The following is a 17,975-nucleotide window of genomic DNA, read 5'->3' as shown; positions in this document are numbered from 1 at the left end:
TGGTGGATTGTGGAACCTCCCATAGTATAAAAAAAATGCAAAAATGCAAATAAATATGTTTTCTACTGTAGAAAGCAGACCCCAAAACAGATTATGGGTATATTTTTACAACCATTGAACTCGTTGAAATATGGCAAAATGGTAGTACCAATAAGGGTGGTGCGGAGCATTTCCTTATGTTAAAAAGAGTAAGAGTGTTGAAAGTTTTGCTGAAGTACGGCATAATAGTCCTTTCGGTGATACTGCTTCACCCTGAGTCGTTGAGAACTGGTTGTTGATAATGGTAGTACCAATTGGCAAGGCATTTTGTTTTTCAATGGTCGTTACTTTATCAGTCTCATCAATATCTTGATATAACAATAAAAATATGGGTATGCAGAACAGACCGTGATTTTCGGAAAAAATTCGCTGCCTCTTTAATTCTCTACAGAAGAACGACATGAAGTTAAAACCTATTAAACCAAAGCGGATATCGGATCAGGTTTTTGAGCAGATCCGGGAACTTATATATAAAGGTGAATTTAAGCCGGGCCAACAGATCCTGCCCGAGCGTGAATTAGCCGTTTCGATGGCAGTGAGCCGGACATCTGTCCGTAATGCGATTAACAAGCTCGTGACCATGGGCCTGCTCGAACATCGGCAGGGACAGGGTACCTTTGTCAGCTCACCGGATAGTCGAAAGGGCAATCCGTTGGCTGCCGCAATGGCCACTGAAGACGCTACCCTGGATGATTTACTTGAAGTGCGTATGGGGCTCGAGTGCAACGCCGCCATGCTGGCAGCCCTGCGGGCAACCGAGAGTGATATTCTCTCACTTGAGCGCAGCCTCGAAGAGATGGAGGAGGCGTTGGAGGCGACGGATAAGATCAGTACAGAGGCCGATGCCGCCTTTCATATGGCTGTTGCATTTGCCTCGAAAAATCCTGTGCTCATCCATCTGATGCGGAATTTTTACGATTTCCTGTTTATCGGCATCAAAAAGAACCTGACACATATGTATCAGGAAACATCGACCCTTCATGATGTAATCGATCATCATAGGGAGGTGTATAATTCTATCCGGGATCACGAGCCGGAACGTGCTGATGTGGCAATGCGCACCCATATTAAGTATGTGCAGAAGTATTTCCGTCTGCGTTAGTCTTGCTGGACTCATAACCGCTTGACCTATAAACCCGGCCTGTATGGTAAAAGGCCGGGCTTTCTTTTTCCTCACTTGTTGCAACGGTGCTTGCCATTTTGCACAAGCTATTGCCCTTGTCATACTTTTCTTGATGTAAACCTTGTTTCTCAACTTGCGATCTTTCCTTGATCATATTAGATATGTCGTGTCGGCAGAAGATTGTGAGGTGTGTCTGGGTAGACAGGTTCATTATATTTTCTCCGAAATGGTATATACGTAATAATCAAGTAACAGGAGGAGAAATGAAAAAATTTGTAAAGATTGCTGCAGTGTTTGCCACTTGCATGATGGTTGCCTCACCTGCAATGGCAGCAAAGAAAATCCGCTGGAAATTAGCCACCACATGGTCCAGCACCCTGACCCCGCTTGCCTCACCGGCACCTAAGCTTGCCAAAATGGTAAGTGAAATGACCGGCGGTAATTTTGAAATCCGCGTTGAAGGTTCCGAAAAACACAAGGCGCCCCTCGGGATTCTCGATATGGTCAAGGGCGGTCAGTTCGAAATGGGCCATACCGCTTCATATTACTGGAAAGGCAAGAATATCTCTTCAGTCTTTTTCACCACGGTTCCCTTTGGTATGACTGCCCAGGAACAGTATGCCTGGTTGTACTATGATAAGGGCATGGAACTGCAGCAGAAGCTGTACGATAAGTTTAATGTTTTATCGTATCCGGGGGGTAATACCGGTGTTCAGATGGGTGGTTGGTTTAGAAAAGAGATCAAGTCTCTTGATGACCTGAAGGGGCTGAAGATGCGTATCCCCGGTCTGGCCGGAGAGGTTTTCGCGAAGCTTGGAGTTAACGTAACCAATATTCCACCTGGAGAACTCTACACCTCGCTTGATCGTGGTACCATCGACGCCCTGGAATGGGTTGGGCCCGGTATGGATATCAAGATGGGTTTCCATAAGGTCGCTCCATTTTATTACACAGGTTGGCATGAGCCTGCCTCTGAAATGCAGTTCCTGATTAACAAGAAGGAAATGGAAAAACTGCCGGCGGAATACCAGGCTGTCTTAAAGACCGCAATGCAGGCTGTTACCCATGATATGTACAGTGAGAACTTCGATGCCAGTGCCAAGGCCTGGGCTGAGATGAAGACCGCCTTCCCGAACATCAAGGTAATGACCTTCCCGAAAGAAGTACTGCAGGCCATGAAAAAAGCCACCGACGAAGTGATGGAAGGGTATGCCGCCCAGGATGCAGACTTCAAGGAAATCTACGAATCCCAGAAGGAATACATGGGTATGGCCCGTACCTGGACGAAAATGTCCGACTACTACTATATCCAGACATCAGAGATGGTTGAGGAATAAATCATCTTTGTTTGATGGCTGAGAAACCGTCCATTCTCCGTAATGGGGAATGGACGGTTTTTTTTATCGCTTATGAAAATTTATTTTTTTGTGGTAAGTTCCAGTAGTAGCGCAGATAATCTGTGACTCATCGGGGAAGGATAATGATTGGATCAAAGCACCCGCACGTTGCTAAACGGGTGTCGGCAGGAGCGTAACTATGTTGATCAGGATAGAAGAGTTTTACGACAGGTTGAACAGGATAGGTGGGAAGATACTCTCTTTCCTGCTTGTCCTGATGACCTTAAACGTCTTTTTTGACGTTATCATGAGGTATTTTTTTCACAACAGTTCCGTGGGGATGCAGGAGATGGAATGGCATCTCTTTGCGGTCATCATACTTTTCGGTGTATCAGTCGGCCTGCTCGACGAAGGTCATGTTCGCGTTGATTTTTTGTATGACCGATATAAGCCGAAGACCAAGGCAATAATCAATATCATCGGCACCATATTTTTCCTGTTGCCCCTGGCCCTGCTTATTTTTTTCGGATCGTTCGATTTTGTGTACGACGCCTATTCCACTGGTGAGATTTCAGAAGATCCCGGCGGTTTGCCATATCGATGGATCATTAAGGGAATGGTTCCCCTGGCGTTTGGTTGTCTCGTTTTTTCTTCTGTCGGTTATACCATCAAGAATATTAATCTGTATCGGAAGTACAAAGCCGGTGAAGGGCTGGATGAGGCTTCGAGCCTGGGTGAGGTGAAATAATGGTTGGAGTAATAATGTTTTTTGCCGCCCTGCTGATGCTGTCTATCGGTTATCCTGTGGCTTTCACCTTTGGCTCGGTGTCTATCTTTTTCGGTATCCTGGCTGCGATTGTCGAGCTTGCTCCTGATCTAACCTTTGTCCTGGTGGTGGAAGAGTTCCTGCAGATGTTCTCAATGATGCCGTTTCGTATCTACTCCATCATGAACAATACGATCCTGATGGCGATTCCACTTTTTATTTTCATGGGCATCATCCTGCAGAAATCGGATCTGGCGGAACGACTCCTGGAGGCCATGGGGACCTTGTTTGGCAAAATCCGGGGTGGGGTTGCGGTCAGTACGGTTATTGTGGGAACATTGCTTGCGGCGTCTACCGGAGTGGTGGGAGCCTCAGTTGTGGCTATGGGTGTTATCTCACTCCCCGTAATGCTTAAATACGGCTATTCCAAAAAACTGGCCACCGGAACTATCTGTGCGGCGGGAACCCTGGGGCAGATTATTCCACCGTCCATCGTGCTTATCATTTTAGGCGACGTGTTTCAGCAACCTGTCGGTGATCTTTTCCAGGCGGCGATTGCTCCCGGTCTCATCCTGGTGGTCTGCTATACTGCGTATATCCTGGTCTGGTCTTTTCTGAATAAAGAAGTGGCACCGCCTATACCGGTTCAGGAAGGGAGTCGTCTGGGCAATGTGAAGAGGGCGATTATCGCAATTTTCCCGCCACTGACTCTTATCGTGATGGTTTTGGGTTCCATCTTCGCCGGGATCGCTACACCCACGGAGTCCGCCTCAGTTGGTAGTGTTGGTGCACTTGTCCTGGCAGCCATGTATAAGAAACTGAGCCTGCGGATTGTCGAGGAAGCAGCGCTGGAAACGGTCAAGATAACCGCCATGGTCTTTGCCATCCTCATCGGTGCGACGGCCTTTTCCATGGTCTTCGTATATAGTGGTGCGGATTACCTGGTTGAGGATGCACTCACCAACCTGCCTGGTCAGAAGTGGACCTTTTTGCTGTTGTCCATGCTGTCTATCATGCTGCTTGGGTTCTTCATTGACTTTATTGAGATTTCCTATATCGTGGTGCCCATTCTGCTGCCGATTGCTGATATTATCGGCCTTAATCCGCTTTGGTTTGCTATCCTGATCGCCATGAATCTGCAGACCTCTTTTCTGACGCCGCCTTTCGGGTTTTCGCTGTTTTATCTTAAAGGTGTCTGTCCGCCCGAGGTGCGGACGGTGGACCTCTATCGGGGAGTTGTGCCCTTTATTGTGATACAGGTTGCGGTGTTGATTTCGATTGTTGTGTTTCCCGAATTTTACGGTTTTCAGTAGGACTGAAATAAAAAGCCCCCTTGCAAAATACAAGGGGGCTTTTTATTTCTACTGTCGGGTCAGATAGTTCAGATTATTGATTTCCCGAAAAGAGATGCAGCTAGTGACACAGCCATCTTGGCGGTTTGATTACCCACGTCGAGAATTGGGTTGATCTCCATAATGTCGGCGGAAAGCAGTTTGCCGCTGTCAGCGATAGTCTCCATGATGAGTTGACCTTCGCGATAGGTTAATCCGCCGTGGCTTGGAGTTCCTACGCCAGGGGCGGAGATGGGGTCCATCACGTCCATGTCCAGACTGATGTGGATTCTATCAAGCATCTCGAGCTTCTTCAGGGTCTTCACTAAGACAGCATGCATGCCGTATTCGTCGATGTCGCGCATGGTGAAGATCGTGACACCGGAGTCGCGCAGCATCTTTTTTTCTTCACGATCCAGGTCTCGTATGCCGAGCATTACCACATGCTGAGGTAGAATCTTGGGGCCGGGCCTGCCCACATTAACAAGTTCGGGGCTTCCTTTACCCAGCAGAATGGCAAGGGACATGCCATGTACGTTGCAGCTCTCTGAGGTGGCCGGGGTGTTGAAATCACCATGGGCATCTACCCATATAACCCCGGCAGGACTTTCGTGAGTAACCCCCCCAATGGTGCCGACAGAAGATGAGTGGTCACCACCCAGAAAGAGCGGAATCTCATCATTGGCAACAGCCTCCCTGCCTAACTGGTAGGCGGCTTCACATCCTTTTCGGATAGGGGCCAGTCGCTCCTGAAAACTGGTGTCCTTGAGGCTGTAATGACCGGGTATATTGATATTGCCACTATCCTCGGTGGTATAGCCCAGCTCTTGCAGGGTCGGGGCGAGGTGTGCGTATCGGATGGCACTTGGTCCCATGTCGACCCCTCTCTGGTTTTGGCCGAGGTCCATGGGCACGCCAATAATACGGACTTTTTTGGTTGTCATGATCTTAGTGTTTTTTCAGGTGGTTCCAGAGGTTGACAATAAAATCCTGAACATTGGTCAGAATGGCCTGTGCTTGTGCGGACCCTCGGTTAGCCAGTTTGTCCGCACTAAATTCGGACATGTCGACAATGTAGAAATAGACCGGACGTATGGTTCCGTCCTCTAGGATTTTGTAGCTAGGCGTCATGTTGCCGAAGGCGATGGAATGCAGTTGGGTGGCCATACAGATGACCGTTGTTGCTTTTCGGGCATGTTCTCGCATTTTATTTTGGGCATCATACACATTGGGTACAATTTCCGGGAGTGGTCCATCATCGCGAATTGAGCCAGCCAGGATATAGGGCACCTTTTTCTTCTCACAGGCGTACATGATGCCGTCTTTTATGTCCAGATCCACCAATGCCTGTTTGATAGAGCCCGCCTTTCGCACATCGTTTAAGATATCAAGGTGGTTGTAGTGCCCCATGGGCTGAAGGGTCTGGCTGTAGATATTCTGGCCCAGGCCGGTGCCGAAAAATGCGGCCTCGATATCATGGGTGGCAAGGGCATTACCCGCCATGAGACCGTGGCAAAATCCGTTTTCAATGAGTCCCTGCATGGCGTCCCGGCTGTCTTTGTCGAAGGCCACGGCAGGACCGAGAACCCAGACAATATGTCCGTTGTCCCTGTCGTGTTTGAGAATATCGTAAAGGCTGTCGTAAGAATAAGAAAAAGGGGTCTCGCGGGTGCCGCGTGAGCGAAAGGCAAACTTATCTTCACTCTCTGTTTTTTCCTCGAAACACTGGTCGTGAACGTAGATACCTTCTTCTGCATTTTCGGTTCGGCCGATGATGACCATGTCACCTTTTACAAGCCTCCTGGCTTCGACAACCTCCAGGCCGGAACCACGACTGACCAGAACCGCATCCATTCTGCCTTCGGGGGCGAGCAGCCAGTCTCCTGCTTCTGTCTTGATGTATTCTGGGAGGTTGGAAGTGGCGTGGTACATCTTAGGGGCAATACCGTCGGCCGGTGCGGCCTCCATCTGGGCTGCCGGGGAATTTGTAAATTGCGGCAGAGAGAAGTCGGGGGAATTGTAGGAAAGATTAAGTGCCATGCGTCACCTCGTATGTTGTTATTTTTCCGTACGGTAAGAGCTTAGTTGTGAATGACAAGGGATGTAAACAGTTTTTGTATACAAAGTCAAGGCGATAGCCGCGGGTCAAAAAAATCGTAATAATTACAAAACTTGACCGTTTTCAAGGATTTCCATATAGTTGAAGTATAGCCTGGAACTTTAGTTGGTTCAATTGATCCTTTGGGTAATTATGAATCGAAATGCCTATCTTACTACCGGCCTGGCCATAAAGGCCCTTTCCAATCTGACAAAGGCGGATGTCGTTCTGCATGGTGGAGGGAATATTCCGGATGGCCCGACCATTTTTGTTATCAATCATTTTACCAGGATCGAGACATTGCTCCTGCCCTATTATATATACCGCCAGACAGATAAACCGGTCTGGTCACTTGCCCATTCAGGGCTGTTCCAGGGCGGGTTAGAGAGATTTTTTGACATGGTGGGGGTTATCTCCACCGCCGACCCTAAACGCGATGAACTAATTGTACGCTCGTTGCTGACGAATGAGGCCAATTGGATCATTTTTCCTGAAGGCAGCATGGTCAAAACGAAACAGGTTATGGAGCGGGGTAAGTTCATGGTGGCCGGTCCCACGGGTGTACGGCGGCCGCATACCGGAGCAGCGGCCTTGGCGCTGCGCAGTGAGCTGTTTCGACGAAGACTCCTGAATGCGGGGCTGGCAGAGGACAGTGATCCGGCCAGGATGCTTGAATTCTTCGATATGGAATCCATTGAGCAGGTCAGTACATCTTCAACCTCGATTGTGCCGGTTAACCTTACTTACTATCCTGTCAGGGCGCGTGAAAATGTGATGTCCACCTTGGCCTCGAAGATGGTGAAGGATTTATCAGAGCGAATGGTAGAAGAGATCATGATCGAAGGGACCATGCTCCTATCCGGTGTTGATATAGACGTGCGTTTTGGTGAACCTATCAATATAGCATCATATCTTGAGAGACCGGCTATACAGGGGAAGTTAAAAAAGCAGGATATTTCAGGTTTTATGATGTCCCCGGAACTTAAGGATGCCATGAAATTGCTGGCTGATGAGATCATGCAGCGGTATATGACCGAAATCTACAACATGACCACGGTAAATCATGAGCACCTCTTCGCCTCTTTTTTACGCATGGTACCATTTAAGCAAAATTGTGAGCGCGGTTTGCGTAAGCGGGTGTTTCTTGCAGCCTCAAAAATTGCTGCTACAGAACACAAAAAGCTCTATATCCATAAGTCGCTGCGTGGAAGCCAGGCACATCTGCTGACCGATGACCGCTATGATAAATTCGATAACTTCCTGAAGCTGGCACTGGAAAAAAAAGTCCTCAAAAAAAAGGATGGTTGTCTTGAGATTGACCGGAGCCGATTGGCAGCCCCAATATCTTTTCACAGGAGCCGTATTGATAACCCGATTGAGATGATGGCAAACGAGATTGAGCCGCTGTCGAAGTTGCATCGCTTATTGGTCTTGCTCGCTATACAACCAAACATTCTCCTTCGTTTTAATATTCTCCGCACTTTGTATGTAAAGGGAACGCAGCAGTATCGGCAGGATTATATTGATTACGGATATGGAGACGATCTGGAGAGGAAACGGCTTGGCAAACCATTTCTGTTGCCGGGCCTGAAGAAAAAGAAAGGGGTGGTGCTTATCCACAGCTACCTGTCGGCCCCGGCAGAGGTCAAAGAGCTCGGTTACAGGTTGTGGCGTAGGGGGTATTGGGTCTATGGCCTGAGACTACCCGGTCACGGCACATCATCACGGGATCTCGCAGGCAGGAAACATGGGGAATGGATAGAGGCGGTGGAAGAGGCCTATGTGTTGATGAGGTCGGTTTGTAGAAGTGTCGTCTTATGCGGTGTCTCGGTTGGAGCAAGTCTGGCGTTGGAGGCGGCGTCCAGGATAAAGGGTGTGGCGGGTGTTGTTGCTGTAAGCCCGCCACTGAGACTCCAGGATTATTCAACAAATTTCATGCCCAGCACGGATACCTGGAAACGGATTGTAAAAAGACTGCGAGGGGGTGAGCAGGAACAGTTTTTTGATTTTATTGCCGATAATCCCCATGTCAACTATCGCAAGAATCCGTATGCGGGTATTCTTGAGGTGGGAGATCTGCTTGATCAGTTAGAGTCACGGCTTACTGAGGTGAAAAGCCCGGTGCTCATTGTTCAGGGTGATAAAAATCCGGTTATAAACGAGGCGAGCAGCCGTAAGGTTTATGAGCGCTTGCAGAGTGAGGAAAAGCAGTTTGAGCTGTTTAGTTTTGATCGACATGTACTTATCAATGGAGATGGGGCGGAAAAAGTCCGTCAGTCGATTACCTCATTTATTAACCGCCTCTAGGAGCCTGTCCGAGAATAAAGGTTTTGGTCAAAATCGAGACATTTTCAAGAAATAAGCACAGCCATATATTCGATATTGCAAACATTGTTTTTATAAAATAACGGAGAATCAGTGGGGTATTCTCCGGCAGCCTCCTGGCTGTCGGGATCAGAAATTATAGGCTTTGTCGATCTCATCCTGCAGGTGTTCTAAGACGTTTTTACGGCGAATCTTCATGGTAGGGGTGAGTAACCCGTTCTCAATGGACCATGGGGTAAGAGAAAGCACGACACGTTTAATAAATATATAACCCGGGAAATCCTGCAACAGGGGTTCGGTGCGTTTTAAGATGGCGTCGTGTACCAGGGGGTTCTGCAGAGACTCTTCAGTGGGTGGGAGTTGCAATTCCTTGGCAAGTTCATGCCAGCGCTGTTTTTCGAGAACACCAAGCAGGATCAGGTACGGGCGACCTTCCCCGATGATCATGGTCTGTTCGAATATCGGGTCGGCTGCAATTGCCATTTCAATGTCTGTCGGCGACACTTTTTCGCCGTTGCTCAAGACAATAACTTCTTTGATCCTACCGGTGATTCGCAAATGATCATCGACCAATTCTGCTTTGTCACCTGTATGGAGCCAGCCATCTTTATCTATTGTTTCCGCAGTTGCCTGTGGATTCTCCCAGTACCCTTGCATTACTCCCGGCCCCCTGACCAAGAGCTCCCCCGAGGGTGTGATCTTTAATTCCGTTGCCGGAAGTGGTAAGCCAACCCCAGCCGGGTTGTTATCTTCTACCCTGTTTACGGAAATGATTGGGCTGGTCTCGGTGAGTCCATACCCCTGGTATATGGGAAGACCAAGACTTATGAATACTTTTGCAATCTCAGCAGATAAAGGTGCGCCACCGCTAATTATGATTCGTAGTTTTCCACCCATTTTATCGCGTATATTTCGTGCGATAAGGCTGTCGAAAAGCGAATGAAGGAGGAGGGCCGGAGACCATTTGGCACGCTTCTGGTTGTACTCGAAGTTTCTCCAGCCTATCTGTACGGCTGTCGCGAACAGTTTTCTGACGAGGGCTGATTCCTTTTCCAGTTTGGTCATTATACCTGTATGTACACGTTCAAAAATCCTTGGGACGGCGACCAGTATCGTTGGTTGAATAACCGTGAGGTCTTCAGGTAACTCCGCGATGGAGCGGGCAAAGGCAATTGTCGCACCTGCCATCATTGGTAAATAGTAACCGGCTGTTCGTTCCAGCATATGCGAGAGTGGAAGAAAGGAGAGGAAAAGGTCATCCCTGAAAATATCCACGCAACTGTTCCCCCCATAGGCATTCGATATTAAATTCTCATGACTGAGCATCACCCCTTTGGGTGAGCCGGTGGTCCCGGAGGTATAGACTATTGTAGCTGTATCTTCCGGTTTGGGGTCGTACGGTAATTTCTCCATGGGAGATACGGGAAGCCAGTCTGATATGCAGGTAATGCGCGGGTCGTCGATATCCGATTGGCAATAGTCGATTGTAATAATGCGCTGTAGACATTCGAGTCGGTCAAAAAGGGTACCGAGTTGTTTCCAGCAAGTGAGGCTTGGGCAGAGAAAGATACGGGATTGGGTGTCTTCCAGGATGTAGGCAATATTTACAGGTCTGTCATTAAGGTAGAGTGGTACTACGATGAGGCCAAGGGACAGTGCTGCCTGGTCAAAACAGACCCATTCCGGGCTGTTTGGCAGCATGATGCTCACCCGTTCACCGGGTGCAAGGTCTTCCTGGATGAGTGCAGATCTCCAGAGGTCTATGCGCTGCTGTATCTCACGCCAGCTGATGTCATGCCAGCCCATGTCTATGGCATTATAATAACGGTAGGCAGTCCCTTCCGGGTCACGCGTTACGCGTTCTCTAAAAAGGGCAGGAATGGTGGGGGCGGTGTCCGGGGTAATGAGGTCAGTTCTAGTATTCAATATTTCTACCTCCCTAAACTAAGCAATGGAATAGTCAGGGTTTCTACTTTAATGCTCTGCCAGACAGGAACAGAAGTCAAGAAAGATGTTGCAAAAATGTATGTACCTTAAACTTTCTATTGTCAGCAAAAAGAAAAAAGGTGTAAGAATATCTGTAAGAAATCATTCAGCTATTCATTTTATTATTGCTTTGTTCCGGTTTGTTTATCAGGTTTTTAATTTTATTCTTTAGGTCACTTTTATGCAGGAGGAAACTATGAGACGTATTAAGGGAATTTTGTTGCTATCGCTATTGCTGGTAATTCCGGGCCTGGTTCAGGCGAAGAAGGGAACTCCGTGGGAGCAAAAACTGCCCTTTAAAACGCTTACCGTTCAGTATGAACTGGGCGGTATGGAGAAGGGCACGGAAACCCTTTACATCAAGGATCACGGGAAGAGAAGTGCAACCTATCGGAAAACGGTAACCAGCATGATGGGTATGAAGATGGAGAATAATACCGTTGAGATCACGGATCCCGATTGGGTTTACAGTTATAACCTGACGGAGGGTACCGGCTCCAAGACCGCGAATCCGAACAAATACATGAAAGAGGAGTTTGAAAAGCTGACTGCCGATGAAAAGAAAGCTGTTTTGGCAAACAGCGAAAAGATGGGCGGTGACATCATGCACGGAATGGGGGGGGAGATTGAGCAGAATGTGACCAAGATGTTTGGTTTTGACTGTGATCGAACAACTGTTATGGGAAGCACTGTTTATAACATCCATGATACGCCTGTTACCCTGAAGATGGAGGCGAACATCATGGGCATCAAGATGAGTCAGGTTGCAACCTCTGTTGAAAAGGGCAAGGTGGATGACAAGGTTTTTGAGCATCCGGAAGGAATTGAAGCAGTGTATGATGCAGAGGCGGATGCAATGGCCAGGCAAATGGCCAAGAATGCCCTTGATTGGCTCAAGGATCCTGAGTCTAACCAAATGCCCCAGATGAGCCCCGGTGCTCAGCAGGAGAGGATGGAGCAAATCCCCCAGGAAGACCAGGAAATGATGAAGCAGGCGGAGCAGATGATGGAAGGGCTTAAAGGGCTGTTTGGTAATTAAGCTGAGTCTGTTTGGTAAGCTAAATGCTCCTTGTGGATGGAAAAGAGAAAAAGAACAAATCTACATGTAAAAATGTATTGACACAGGTACGCCACCAGTATATATTCTCGCGCTACAAGATTTCCGCGAGAGCATTTCAATTGTTGTCCTGTGAATTTTGATTAATCCTCGGTAGCTCAGTTGGTAGAGCGGGTGGCTGTTAACCACCTTGTCGGCGGTTCGAGTCCGTCCCGAGGAGCCAAGTATACCAGCCCGATTTCTTAGAATCGGGCTGTTTTTCTTCATAGAGTCGGGGCGTAGCGCAGCCTGGTTAGCGCGCCTGCCTTGGGAGCAGGAGGCCGTAGGTTCGAATCCTACCGCCCCGACCATTGAATCGTATAAAAGCCGAACAGTTACATGCTGTTCGGCTTTTTCTTTTTTGAGGAAAATCGAGGCAGGGTGTCGCTTGTTGTAGTTTTTGTTGTTGGTAATTATTTCCTGTAATATCAAAGTCTAAGTGATGGTGCTGCTTGTGGGTCTTGTAGTTTGAGACCTCCTGCCTCCGTGACTATTGGGCAGGGGAGCTAACTTTCAAGTAGTGTTTTCTGGTTCAGTAATCTTATACCCAATGGATTTATAGCCACTGAGCCTTCTTTTATACATTCTTGCTAGCATCGGTACTGATTCGTCAAGGTAATCATAAATACGGACTTCTTTTTTGCTATCGTACTGGCGGTGAAGTCTTCCAGCATATTGTTGAATTGTACCTTTCCATGAAATTGGAAGTGCTAAAAATAGAGTGTCCAGTCTGGCATCATCAAAACCTTCACCAATATATCGCCCTGTTGCGAGGATGACACGTTCCTCATCTTTACCGATATTTTTCAATTGTTCATCAACGTTATCTTTTTGTTTCTTACTCATTCCTCCCTTGAGAATGACAATGTTTTTGACTTTGTCAGCTAATAAGTCGGCTATGATATGCAGGTGCGCCGTCCTTTCGGTGAGCAATAAGGGTGACCGGTTGCTTTTTAGCGATTCAAGAATGTCTTTGCAGATCTGTTCGTTCCTGATTTCGTCGACAAGAAGGTTTTGATAAATTTCATAGAGAGCTGGCTGATCATTCTCAGGTGCATTCTGGAAACCAGTCGGTCTAACACGCACAACATGCCTGAAAGAACTATCAGCTGTAGCTTCTTTTCCGCTATACCTGTATCTGATTGGTCCACATTGCATGATAATGATTGGATGGTGTCCATCCTTTCTGACCGGAGTCGCAGTTAGCCCTAACACGTAATGTGCTTTAACTTTTTTCATCAATTGCTCAAAGCTTAGCGCTGCAACGTGGTGACACTCGTCGACGATTACATGCCCGTAGTCTGCGACAATATCGTCAACCATACTTTTTCGGCATAAGCTCTGGATGACAGCGACATCCAGTTTGCCTGTAATCTGTTTCTTGGTGCCACTGATTTGTCCTATTTCTTTTGGGTCGATTCCAAGAAATACGGATAGTTTTTCTCTCCACTGGTCCATCAATTGCTTTCGGTGGACGAGGATAAGTGTGTTCCTTTTTCTTACAGCAATCAGTTTGGCTGCAATAACGGTTTTCCCAAATGCAGTTGCAGCGCTCAGTACCCCGATGTCATGTTTTCGTAGTTCTTTGACTGAAAGTTTTTGTTGTGCCCTGAGCTGTCCTTTGAATCCAACCCGCAAAGGTTTTCCTTTGAAACGTTCGTCTTTTAGCCTGATCTTGATTCCCAAATTGTTAAACAAGTTCTCTACATCAGGTAAACAACCTCGTGGTAGTGCGATATGTTTAGGGAATTCTTCTGAACAAAATAGGATTCTGCTCAAGTTGTAGGTGGATCTTCTCATAGCCTGAGCTTTGTAAAATTCAGGATTTTGAAATGCAGCCAGCTGGACGAGTTGGTTTTGTAACCCCGCTGGTAATTCTTCTTTGTCAAAATAGATCAGATCTCCAAGGACAATAGATACCTTTTCAGGTATCGGATAGTTTGCGATAAGTTGTTTTGTTAGTCCAGAGGGTGGTAGTGTCCAAGGGTCTTCAATATCATCTTCTTCAAGAGTGCTTGCTTTTACGCAAAGTATTGATCTGTCGTTGATTGCTTCAGCAACAAGCTTTTCCGTTTGGTTGGGATTTAACTTCTCGATCGAAAATAGGTAGGCCCATTGATCTGAGAATGGTTGGAAGTCACTGTCGAGGAAAACGCTATTTCCTTTTTCTCTTGGAGCTTTTTGCAATGGTAAAGCAATCAGATTGCCAAAACCTCCTTTTGGCATTGTATCTTGACTTGGAAAAAGGCGGTCATAGGACTTGAGTCCAATCTGATGCCTTTTTTCCATTGTCTTCGTAAGGATGGCGCTACCAAGTTGTCTGGCAAGTGATGCTTGTATTGGTTCACTGAAGAATATCCAAACATGTCCCCCGTTACCAGATCGAGATTGTTCTAAAGTTGCCGGTATTTGAAGAACATGACATGTTTCCAAAAAAGCTGAAACATCATCAACCCATTCTGTACCATCAAAATCAACAGCAAGAAACCAGCACAAGTCCCCTGGTAATAAAGGGTAAACACCAATAGTCTGCTTTCCTGCAAGATGGTCATGTATAACTTTGTCGGTTAGAGATACATATTGCCGGTTTTGGCACTTGTTACATTTTACGCGAGGTTTGTCACAGTAAGCAGGATTCCATTCATTGCTGCAAACCGGTGAATATCCAGAATTGTTGTTTTTTGATTCCCAACGTTTTGGATAGACGTCTTCTCTTCCATGGAAAAGCCCTTTAAATAGTGAAATCTTTTCCTCAACAGGTGATTGGTGATTAATTTGGGAAGGGGCTGACGCGGGTTGGTGAACTTTTACTTTGGGCTTAACGACTGATGTGGAAATGCGAGGAATTGCGGTTTCTTTTTTAAGCCGCGCATTTTCTTGACGCAGTTTGTCGATTTCGGTTAACGCATTCTGATACTTCTTTCTCAGGATTTCTAAATCATCAGTCATTCAAGCACACCCTATGAATTGCGGAATTGTGCTATTACTCGGGGGTTAGTTTTGACGGTTATGATTGTGAAACAAAGTTTATTTCAAGTTTATAACCGACAGCCCGTGCATACTCCTCAATAGTAGAGAGTTTCGGAGAAATTTTAGAGTTTACATTCTCGAGCCTTGAGATGTTACTCTTTTTCGTATGCAGGAGTTCAGCGAGTTCTTCCTGTGTGAATCCGGCATCTTTACGAATTTTAATAAGTTGCTTTCTCAGTTCGTAAGCTGAAGATAAGCGGTCGTACTCACTTTTAACTTCAGGGTTTTGTAATGCCTTCTTTTTGAAATCTTTTAGTGATGTCCTCATGATTTCACCTCTTGCAGTCTTTTTCTGGCTTTTGCTAATTCCCTTTTGGGTGTTTTCTGAGATTTCTTAATAAATGAATGGAGGATAACTATCTCCTTGCCTTTAACAGTGCAAAAGAAAGATCTGCCGATACCTTCTTTTCCTTTAGCCCTGATCTCAAAAAGTCCTTCACCCATTGCTTTGGTATAAGGTAAACCAAGTGCTGGGCCGAATTCCTGTATCATCTCAGCGATGTGAAGGAAGTTTGCTAAAATTCCAGGTGGAAATGATAGAGTAGCTTGCTCGACCTTATCGCTATAAAAAGTTATGTGCCAGTTCATGGTTAAATGTTATCATAAATGATAACAAAGTCAATGGCAATCAAGCTATAAACTAAGGATTATCAATTAGACGATTATTAGACGTTTTAAACGAATTAGATCCATATAAAAAGAAATAAGTAGGGGTAAAACGAAATCACTGTTTTTTGTAACTCGTTAAATTTCTTTAATAACGGGAGTTTGCAAGAGGGGTGTAAAACAGGGTCAGACGCCTTGGGAGCAGGAGGCCGTAGGTTCGAATCCTACCGCCCCGACCACCTAATCGTACAAAAGCCAATCACTTACATCGTGGTTGGCTTTTTGCGTTTCTAGACCCCCTACCTCGCTGTTGGCGTTTATTTGACGTTTTCATTTTATCTGTCGGGTATACTCGCTGGAATCAGCTGCTTCATCAACAAAACATAGAAATCATTCGACCTTAAAGGAGCTTCAGTTCGTCATGAGCATAAAAGTATCTGTATACATCGCAACCAGCTTAGATGGCTTTATTGCTCGGTCTAATGGTGACCTGGACTGGCTGGATGAAGCTAATGCTATGGTACCTGAAGGCGAAGATTGTGGGTTTGATAAATTCATGAGTTCAGTGGACACCCTACTCATGGGCAGGAAGACTTATGAGAAAGTGTTATCGTTTGGAGTATGGCCTTATGGTGATACGCCTGTTGTTGTACTGAGCCGGAACCAGATTTCTTTTCCAGACCATTTACCAGCTACGCTTTAACACTCTTCTGAGTCGCCTGTAAAACTGTTAAAGCGGCTTGCTGGTGAAGGTGTTCAGCAAATGTATGTTGACGGTGGACTAACGATACAGGGATTTTTGAATGAAGGGTTGGTTGATGAGATTACCATCACTACGATCCCGATTATTTTTGGGGAGGGGATATCGCTATTTGGTTCAGTAACAAACGATATCCACTTGACCCATGTCAGTACAACCGCATTTGACTTTGGGTTTGTACAATCGAAATATGCTGTGAAAAAGTAAATGCAGCATCATCAATCATCGTCCTGCAACTTCAGACAGCTGTTTCGACCACACTCGACCAAGTAACTCATTTTGGGCCTTTGTGCTGTTATCGAGGTGTCCAGCGTAGATCTCTGTCGTTTTTTGTTCGTCATGACGCAAGAACAGCTGTAGTTCCGCGATGGTTGCGCCTTCTCTTTTAAGGATAGATGCAGCCAAATGCCGGAGCTGGTGAAGAGTAAATAAAGGTACACCAGCTTTGTCACAGTGTCTCTTGGTGAATTTATTGAGACTCTTGTAACCGTCCTCGACCATCATCTTTTTCTCATGGCTGTAGTATTTGTGCCAGAACACGTACTCAACCTCTGGATGCCTCTGGTCAAATCTACGAAGCAGTATCGCCATTAATTCATCTGAAATTGTATGGAGAGTGGTTTTTGTGCCTTTTCCACCAGATTTATTGGTGTGTAGTTTATAAGTCCTTTCCTCGAAGTCGATATCTAACCACTTCAGATTCAGAACCTCATTTTTCCTCGCACCCATGAGAATAAGAGTATCAATGAGATCTTGTTGTGACTGATTTGCAACACTTTATACAGCCAGTACATCATTGACAGGTGCAGGTTGCACATCTTTGGCATTATGCTGTTTCTTTATATCCTTTGAGCCCGTTTAGTGTGAACTTGACTATGTGATCGGAAAGGTTGTCAATTGAATCACTAAAATGAGGGTGATCAGGCGAAATACGACTGATGATATTCCACCCCAATGCTCCATACAGAATTTGTGCTGAAATACTGTATTCGCAATCCTCGATAATCTTCTGTGGTGTATCCGGTCCAAGATATTCTCTTAAAAGTGAACATAAAAAGTCTTTTCCAGGTCTTAAATGGCGCTCAACCATTTCCTTTAGGAAAGGAGTAGGATTCATAGCTTCTTTAATGAAAATATTGAATAGGTCCCTGTCTAACTGTGTCTCGGTAGAGTAATATGCTTTAACGAGGAAATGTATCATTGAGGCAAGCTTTTCTTCCACCGACAATGAGTCAAAGTTTTTTACACTTTCGTTTTCTTTGAATTTCTCTGCTTCACAAAACATGAAGTTAAGAACAGCTTTGTAAAGACCTTCTTTGCCATCATAGTAGTAGACAACGGCATTAAGATTCTTGGCCCCTGCTCGTTCTACTATTTTCCTAACCGTAGTATCATGATATCCATTCGCTGCAAATTCACTAACTGCAGCTAGCAGTATTTGCTCTTTTGTGTCTTTACCCATTCTTCGTCAATAATTG

General features: G+C 46.1%; 14 protein-coding genes, 2 tRNA genes and 1 pseudogene. 9 read left to right on the top strand and 8 right to left on the bottom strand.

Going from position 1 to position 17,975, the window contains the following annotated elements:
• Positions 1 to 439: 439 nt before the first annotated feature.
• The 4 genes from GA520_RS19840 (at position 440) to GA520_RS19825 (ending at position 4,578) form a co-directional block, all read left to right on the top strand.
• A complete protein-coding gene (locus tag GA520_RS19840) occupies positions 440 to 1,141 on the top strand; it encodes a FadR/GntR family transcriptional regulator (RefSeq protein WP_163337325.1) in 702 nt (233 codons plus the stop codon).
• A 284-nt stretch (positions 1,142 to 1,425) separates the two neighbouring features.
• Positions 1,426 to 2,499: a TRAP transporter substrate-binding protein gene (locus tag GA520_RS19835; protein WP_163337324.1), complete on the top strand. Its 1,074-nt coding sequence runs from the start codon at positions 1,426 to 1,428 to the stop codon at positions 2,497 to 2,499.
• 199 nt (positions 2,500 to 2,698) lie between these two features.
• Positions 2,699 to 3,247, top strand: coding sequence for a TRAP transporter small permease subunit (locus GA520_RS19830; RefSeq protein ID WP_163337323.1), 549 nt, complete (start codon positions 2,699 to 2,701; stop codon positions 3,245 to 3,247).
• The gene (locus tag GA520_RS19825) at positions 3,247 to 4,578 is read left to right on the top strand and encodes a TRAP transporter large permease subunit (RefSeq protein ID WP_163337322.1); all 1,332 of its coding nucleotides are present in this window, start codon (positions 3,247 to 3,249) and stop codon (positions 4,576 to 4,578) included. The genes GA520_RS19830 and GA520_RS19825 overlap by 1 nt, the downstream gene beginning before the upstream one ends.
• A 68-nt stretch (positions 4,579 to 4,646) precedes the next feature.
• On the opposite strand, the gene rocF is transcribed toward GA520_RS19825, so the two are convergent.
• Entirely contained in the window at positions 4,647 to 5,540 is an 894-nt protein-coding gene (rocF, locus tag GA520_RS19820; RefSeq protein ID WP_163337321.1) for an arginase, read from the bottom strand.
• A 4-nt stretch (positions 5,541 to 5,544) separates the two neighbouring features.
• A complete protein-coding gene (locus GA520_RS19815) occupies positions 5,545 to 6,636 on the bottom strand; it encodes a hypothetical protein (protein ID WP_163337320.1) in 1,092 nt (363 codons plus the stop codon).
• Positions 6,637 to 6,847: 211 nt separating this feature from the next.
• Here GA520_RS19815 and GA520_RS19810 point away from each other — a divergent pair, with 211 nt between their 5' ends.
• On the top strand, positions 6,848 to 9,001 hold the full coding sequence (locus GA520_RS19810; protein ID WP_163337319.1) for an alpha/beta fold hydrolase: 2,154 nt from the start codon (positions 6,848 to 6,850) through the stop codon (positions 8,999 to 9,001).
• Between the two features lie 147 nt (positions 9,002 to 9,148).
• Here GA520_RS19810 and GA520_RS19805 read toward each other — a convergent pair whose 3' ends face one another.
• On the bottom strand, positions 9,149 to 10,945 hold the full coding sequence (locus GA520_RS19805) for a long-chain fatty acid--CoA ligase (RefSeq protein ID WP_163337318.1): 1,797 nt from the start codon (positions 10,943 to 10,945) through the stop codon (positions 9,149 to 9,151).
• Positions 10,946 to 11,201: 256 nt separating this feature from the next.
• On the opposite strand from GA520_RS19805, the gene GA520_RS19800 reads away from it, so the two are divergent.
• The 3 genes from GA520_RS19800 (at position 11,202) to GA520_RS19790 (ending at position 12,412) form a co-directional block, all read left to right on the top strand.
• A complete protein-coding gene (locus GA520_RS19800; RefSeq protein ID WP_163337317.1) occupies positions 11,202 to 12,044 on the top strand; it encodes a DUF4175 domain-containing protein in 843 nt (280 codons plus the stop codon).
• A 165-nt stretch (positions 12,045 to 12,209) separates the two neighbouring features.
• Positions 12,210 to 12,285: transfer RNA gene (locus GA520_RS19795), tRNA-Asn, on the top strand.
• 49 nt (positions 12,286 to 12,334) lie between these two features.
• Positions 12,335 to 12,412 (top strand) — tRNA-Pro (locus GA520_RS19790).
• 202 nt (positions 12,413 to 12,614) lie between these two features.
• On the opposite strand, the gene GA520_RS19785 is transcribed toward GA520_RS19790, so the two are convergent.
• Genes GA520_RS19785 through GA520_RS19775 form a run of 3 tightly spaced genes read right to left on the bottom strand, consistent with a single transcriptional unit; the run spans position 12,615 to position 15,719 of the window.
• Positions 12,615 to 15,050 carry a DEAD/DEAH box helicase family protein gene (locus tag GA520_RS19785; RefSeq protein WP_163337316.1) on the bottom strand — a complete coding sequence of 812 codons (2,436 nt, stop codon included), beginning with the start codon at positions 15,048 to 15,050 and terminating at the stop codon, positions 12,615 to 12,617.
• Positions 15,051 to 15,108: 58 nt separating this feature from the next.
• Positions 15,109 to 15,399, bottom strand: a complete 291-nt coding sequence (locus GA520_RS19780) for a helix-turn-helix domain-containing protein (RefSeq protein WP_163337315.1) — start codon at positions 15,397 to 15,399, stop codon at positions 15,109 to 15,111.
• A complete protein-coding gene (locus GA520_RS19775; protein WP_163337314.1) occupies positions 15,396 to 15,719 on the bottom strand; it encodes a type II toxin-antitoxin system RelE/ParE family toxin in 324 nt (107 codons plus the stop codon). Before GA520_RS19775 ends, GA520_RS19780 begins: the two co-directional genes overlap by 4 nt.
• Positions 15,720 to 16,158: 439 nt before the next feature.
• Between GA520_RS19775 and GA520_RS27275 the strand changes: the two are divergent.
• Positions 16,159 to 16,704: pseudogene (locus tag GA520_RS27275) on the top strand (dihydrofolate reductase family protein).
• A gap of 15 nt (positions 16,705 to 16,719) precedes the next feature.
• On the opposite strand, the gene GA520_RS19760 reads toward GA520_RS27275, so the two are convergent.
• Both GA520_RS19760 and GA520_RS19755 read right to left on the bottom strand, forming a co-directional pair.
• A complete protein-coding gene (locus GA520_RS19760) occupies positions 16,720 to 17,226 on the bottom strand; it encodes a site-specific integrase (protein WP_163337313.1) in 507 nt (168 codons plus the stop codon).
• Between the two features lie 97 nt (positions 17,227 to 17,323).
• Positions 17,324 to 17,959: a TetR/AcrR family transcriptional regulator gene (locus GA520_RS19755; protein ID WP_163337312.1), complete on the bottom strand. Its 636-nt coding sequence runs from the start codon at positions 17,957 to 17,959 to the stop codon at positions 17,324 to 17,326.
• Positions 17,960 to 17,975 lie beyond the last annotated feature (16 nt).

The organism is Desulfopila sp. IMCC35008 (genome assembly GCF_010646885.2).
Taxonomy (GTDB): domain Bacteria; phylum Desulfobacterota; class Desulfobulbia; order Desulfobulbales; family Desulfocapsaceae; genus Desulfopila.
This window is presented reverse-complemented; position numbering and strand designations above follow the sequence as displayed.

What these genes read in the sequence shown, in the direction of transcription:
- GA520_RS19840 (WP_163337325.1), top strand. Translation starts at nt 440, where the DNA reads ATGAAGTTAAAACCTATTAAACCAAAGCGGATATCGGATCAGGTTTTT.
- GA520_RS19835 (WP_163337324.1), top strand. Translation starts at nt 1,426, where the DNA reads ATGAAAAAATTTGTAAAGATTGCTGCAGTGTTTGCCACTTGCATGATG.
- GA520_RS19830 (WP_163337323.1), top strand. Translation starts at nt 2,699, where the DNA reads ATGTTGATCAGGATAGAAGAGTTTTACGACAGGTTGAACAGGATAGGT.
- GA520_RS19825 (WP_163337322.1), top strand. Translation starts at nt 3,247, where the DNA reads ATGGTTGGAGTAATAATGTTTTTTGCCGCCCTGCTGATGCTGTCTATC.
- rocF (WP_163337321.1), bottom strand. Translation starts at nt 5,540, where the DNA reads ATGACAACCAAAAAAGTCCGTATTATTGGCGTGCCCATGGACCTCGGC.
- GA520_RS19815 (WP_163337320.1), bottom strand. Translation starts at nt 6,636, where the DNA reads ATGGCACTTAATCTTTCCTACAATTCCCCCGACTTCTCTCTGCCGCAA.
- GA520_RS19810 (WP_163337319.1), top strand. Translation starts at nt 6,848, where the DNA reads ATGAATCGAAATGCCTATCTTACTACCGGCCTGGCCATAAAGGCCCTT.
- GA520_RS19800 (WP_163337317.1), top strand. Translation starts at nt 11,202, where the DNA reads ATGAGACGTATTAAGGGAATTTTGTTGCTATCGCTATTGCTGGTAATT.
- GA520_RS19785 (WP_163337316.1), bottom strand. Translation starts at nt 15,050, where the DNA reads ATGACTGATGATTTAGAAATCCTGAGAAAGAAGTATCAGAATGCGTTA.
- GA520_RS19780 (WP_163337315.1), bottom strand. Translation starts at nt 15,399, where the DNA reads ATGAGGACATCACTAAAAGATTTCAAAAAGAAGGCATTACAAAACCCT.
- GA520_RS19775 (WP_163337314.1), bottom strand. Translation starts at nt 15,719, where the DNA reads ATGAACTGGCACATAACTTTTTATAGCGATAAGGTCGAGCAAGCTACT.
- GA520_RS19760 (WP_163337313.1), bottom strand. Translation starts at nt 17,226, where the DNA reads ATGGGTGCGAGGAAAAATGAGGTTCTGAATCTGAAGTGGTTAGATATC.
- GA520_RS19755 (WP_163337312.1), bottom strand. Translation starts at nt 17,959, where the DNA reads ATGGGTAAAGACACAAAAGAGCAAATACTGCTAGCTGCAGTTAGTGAA.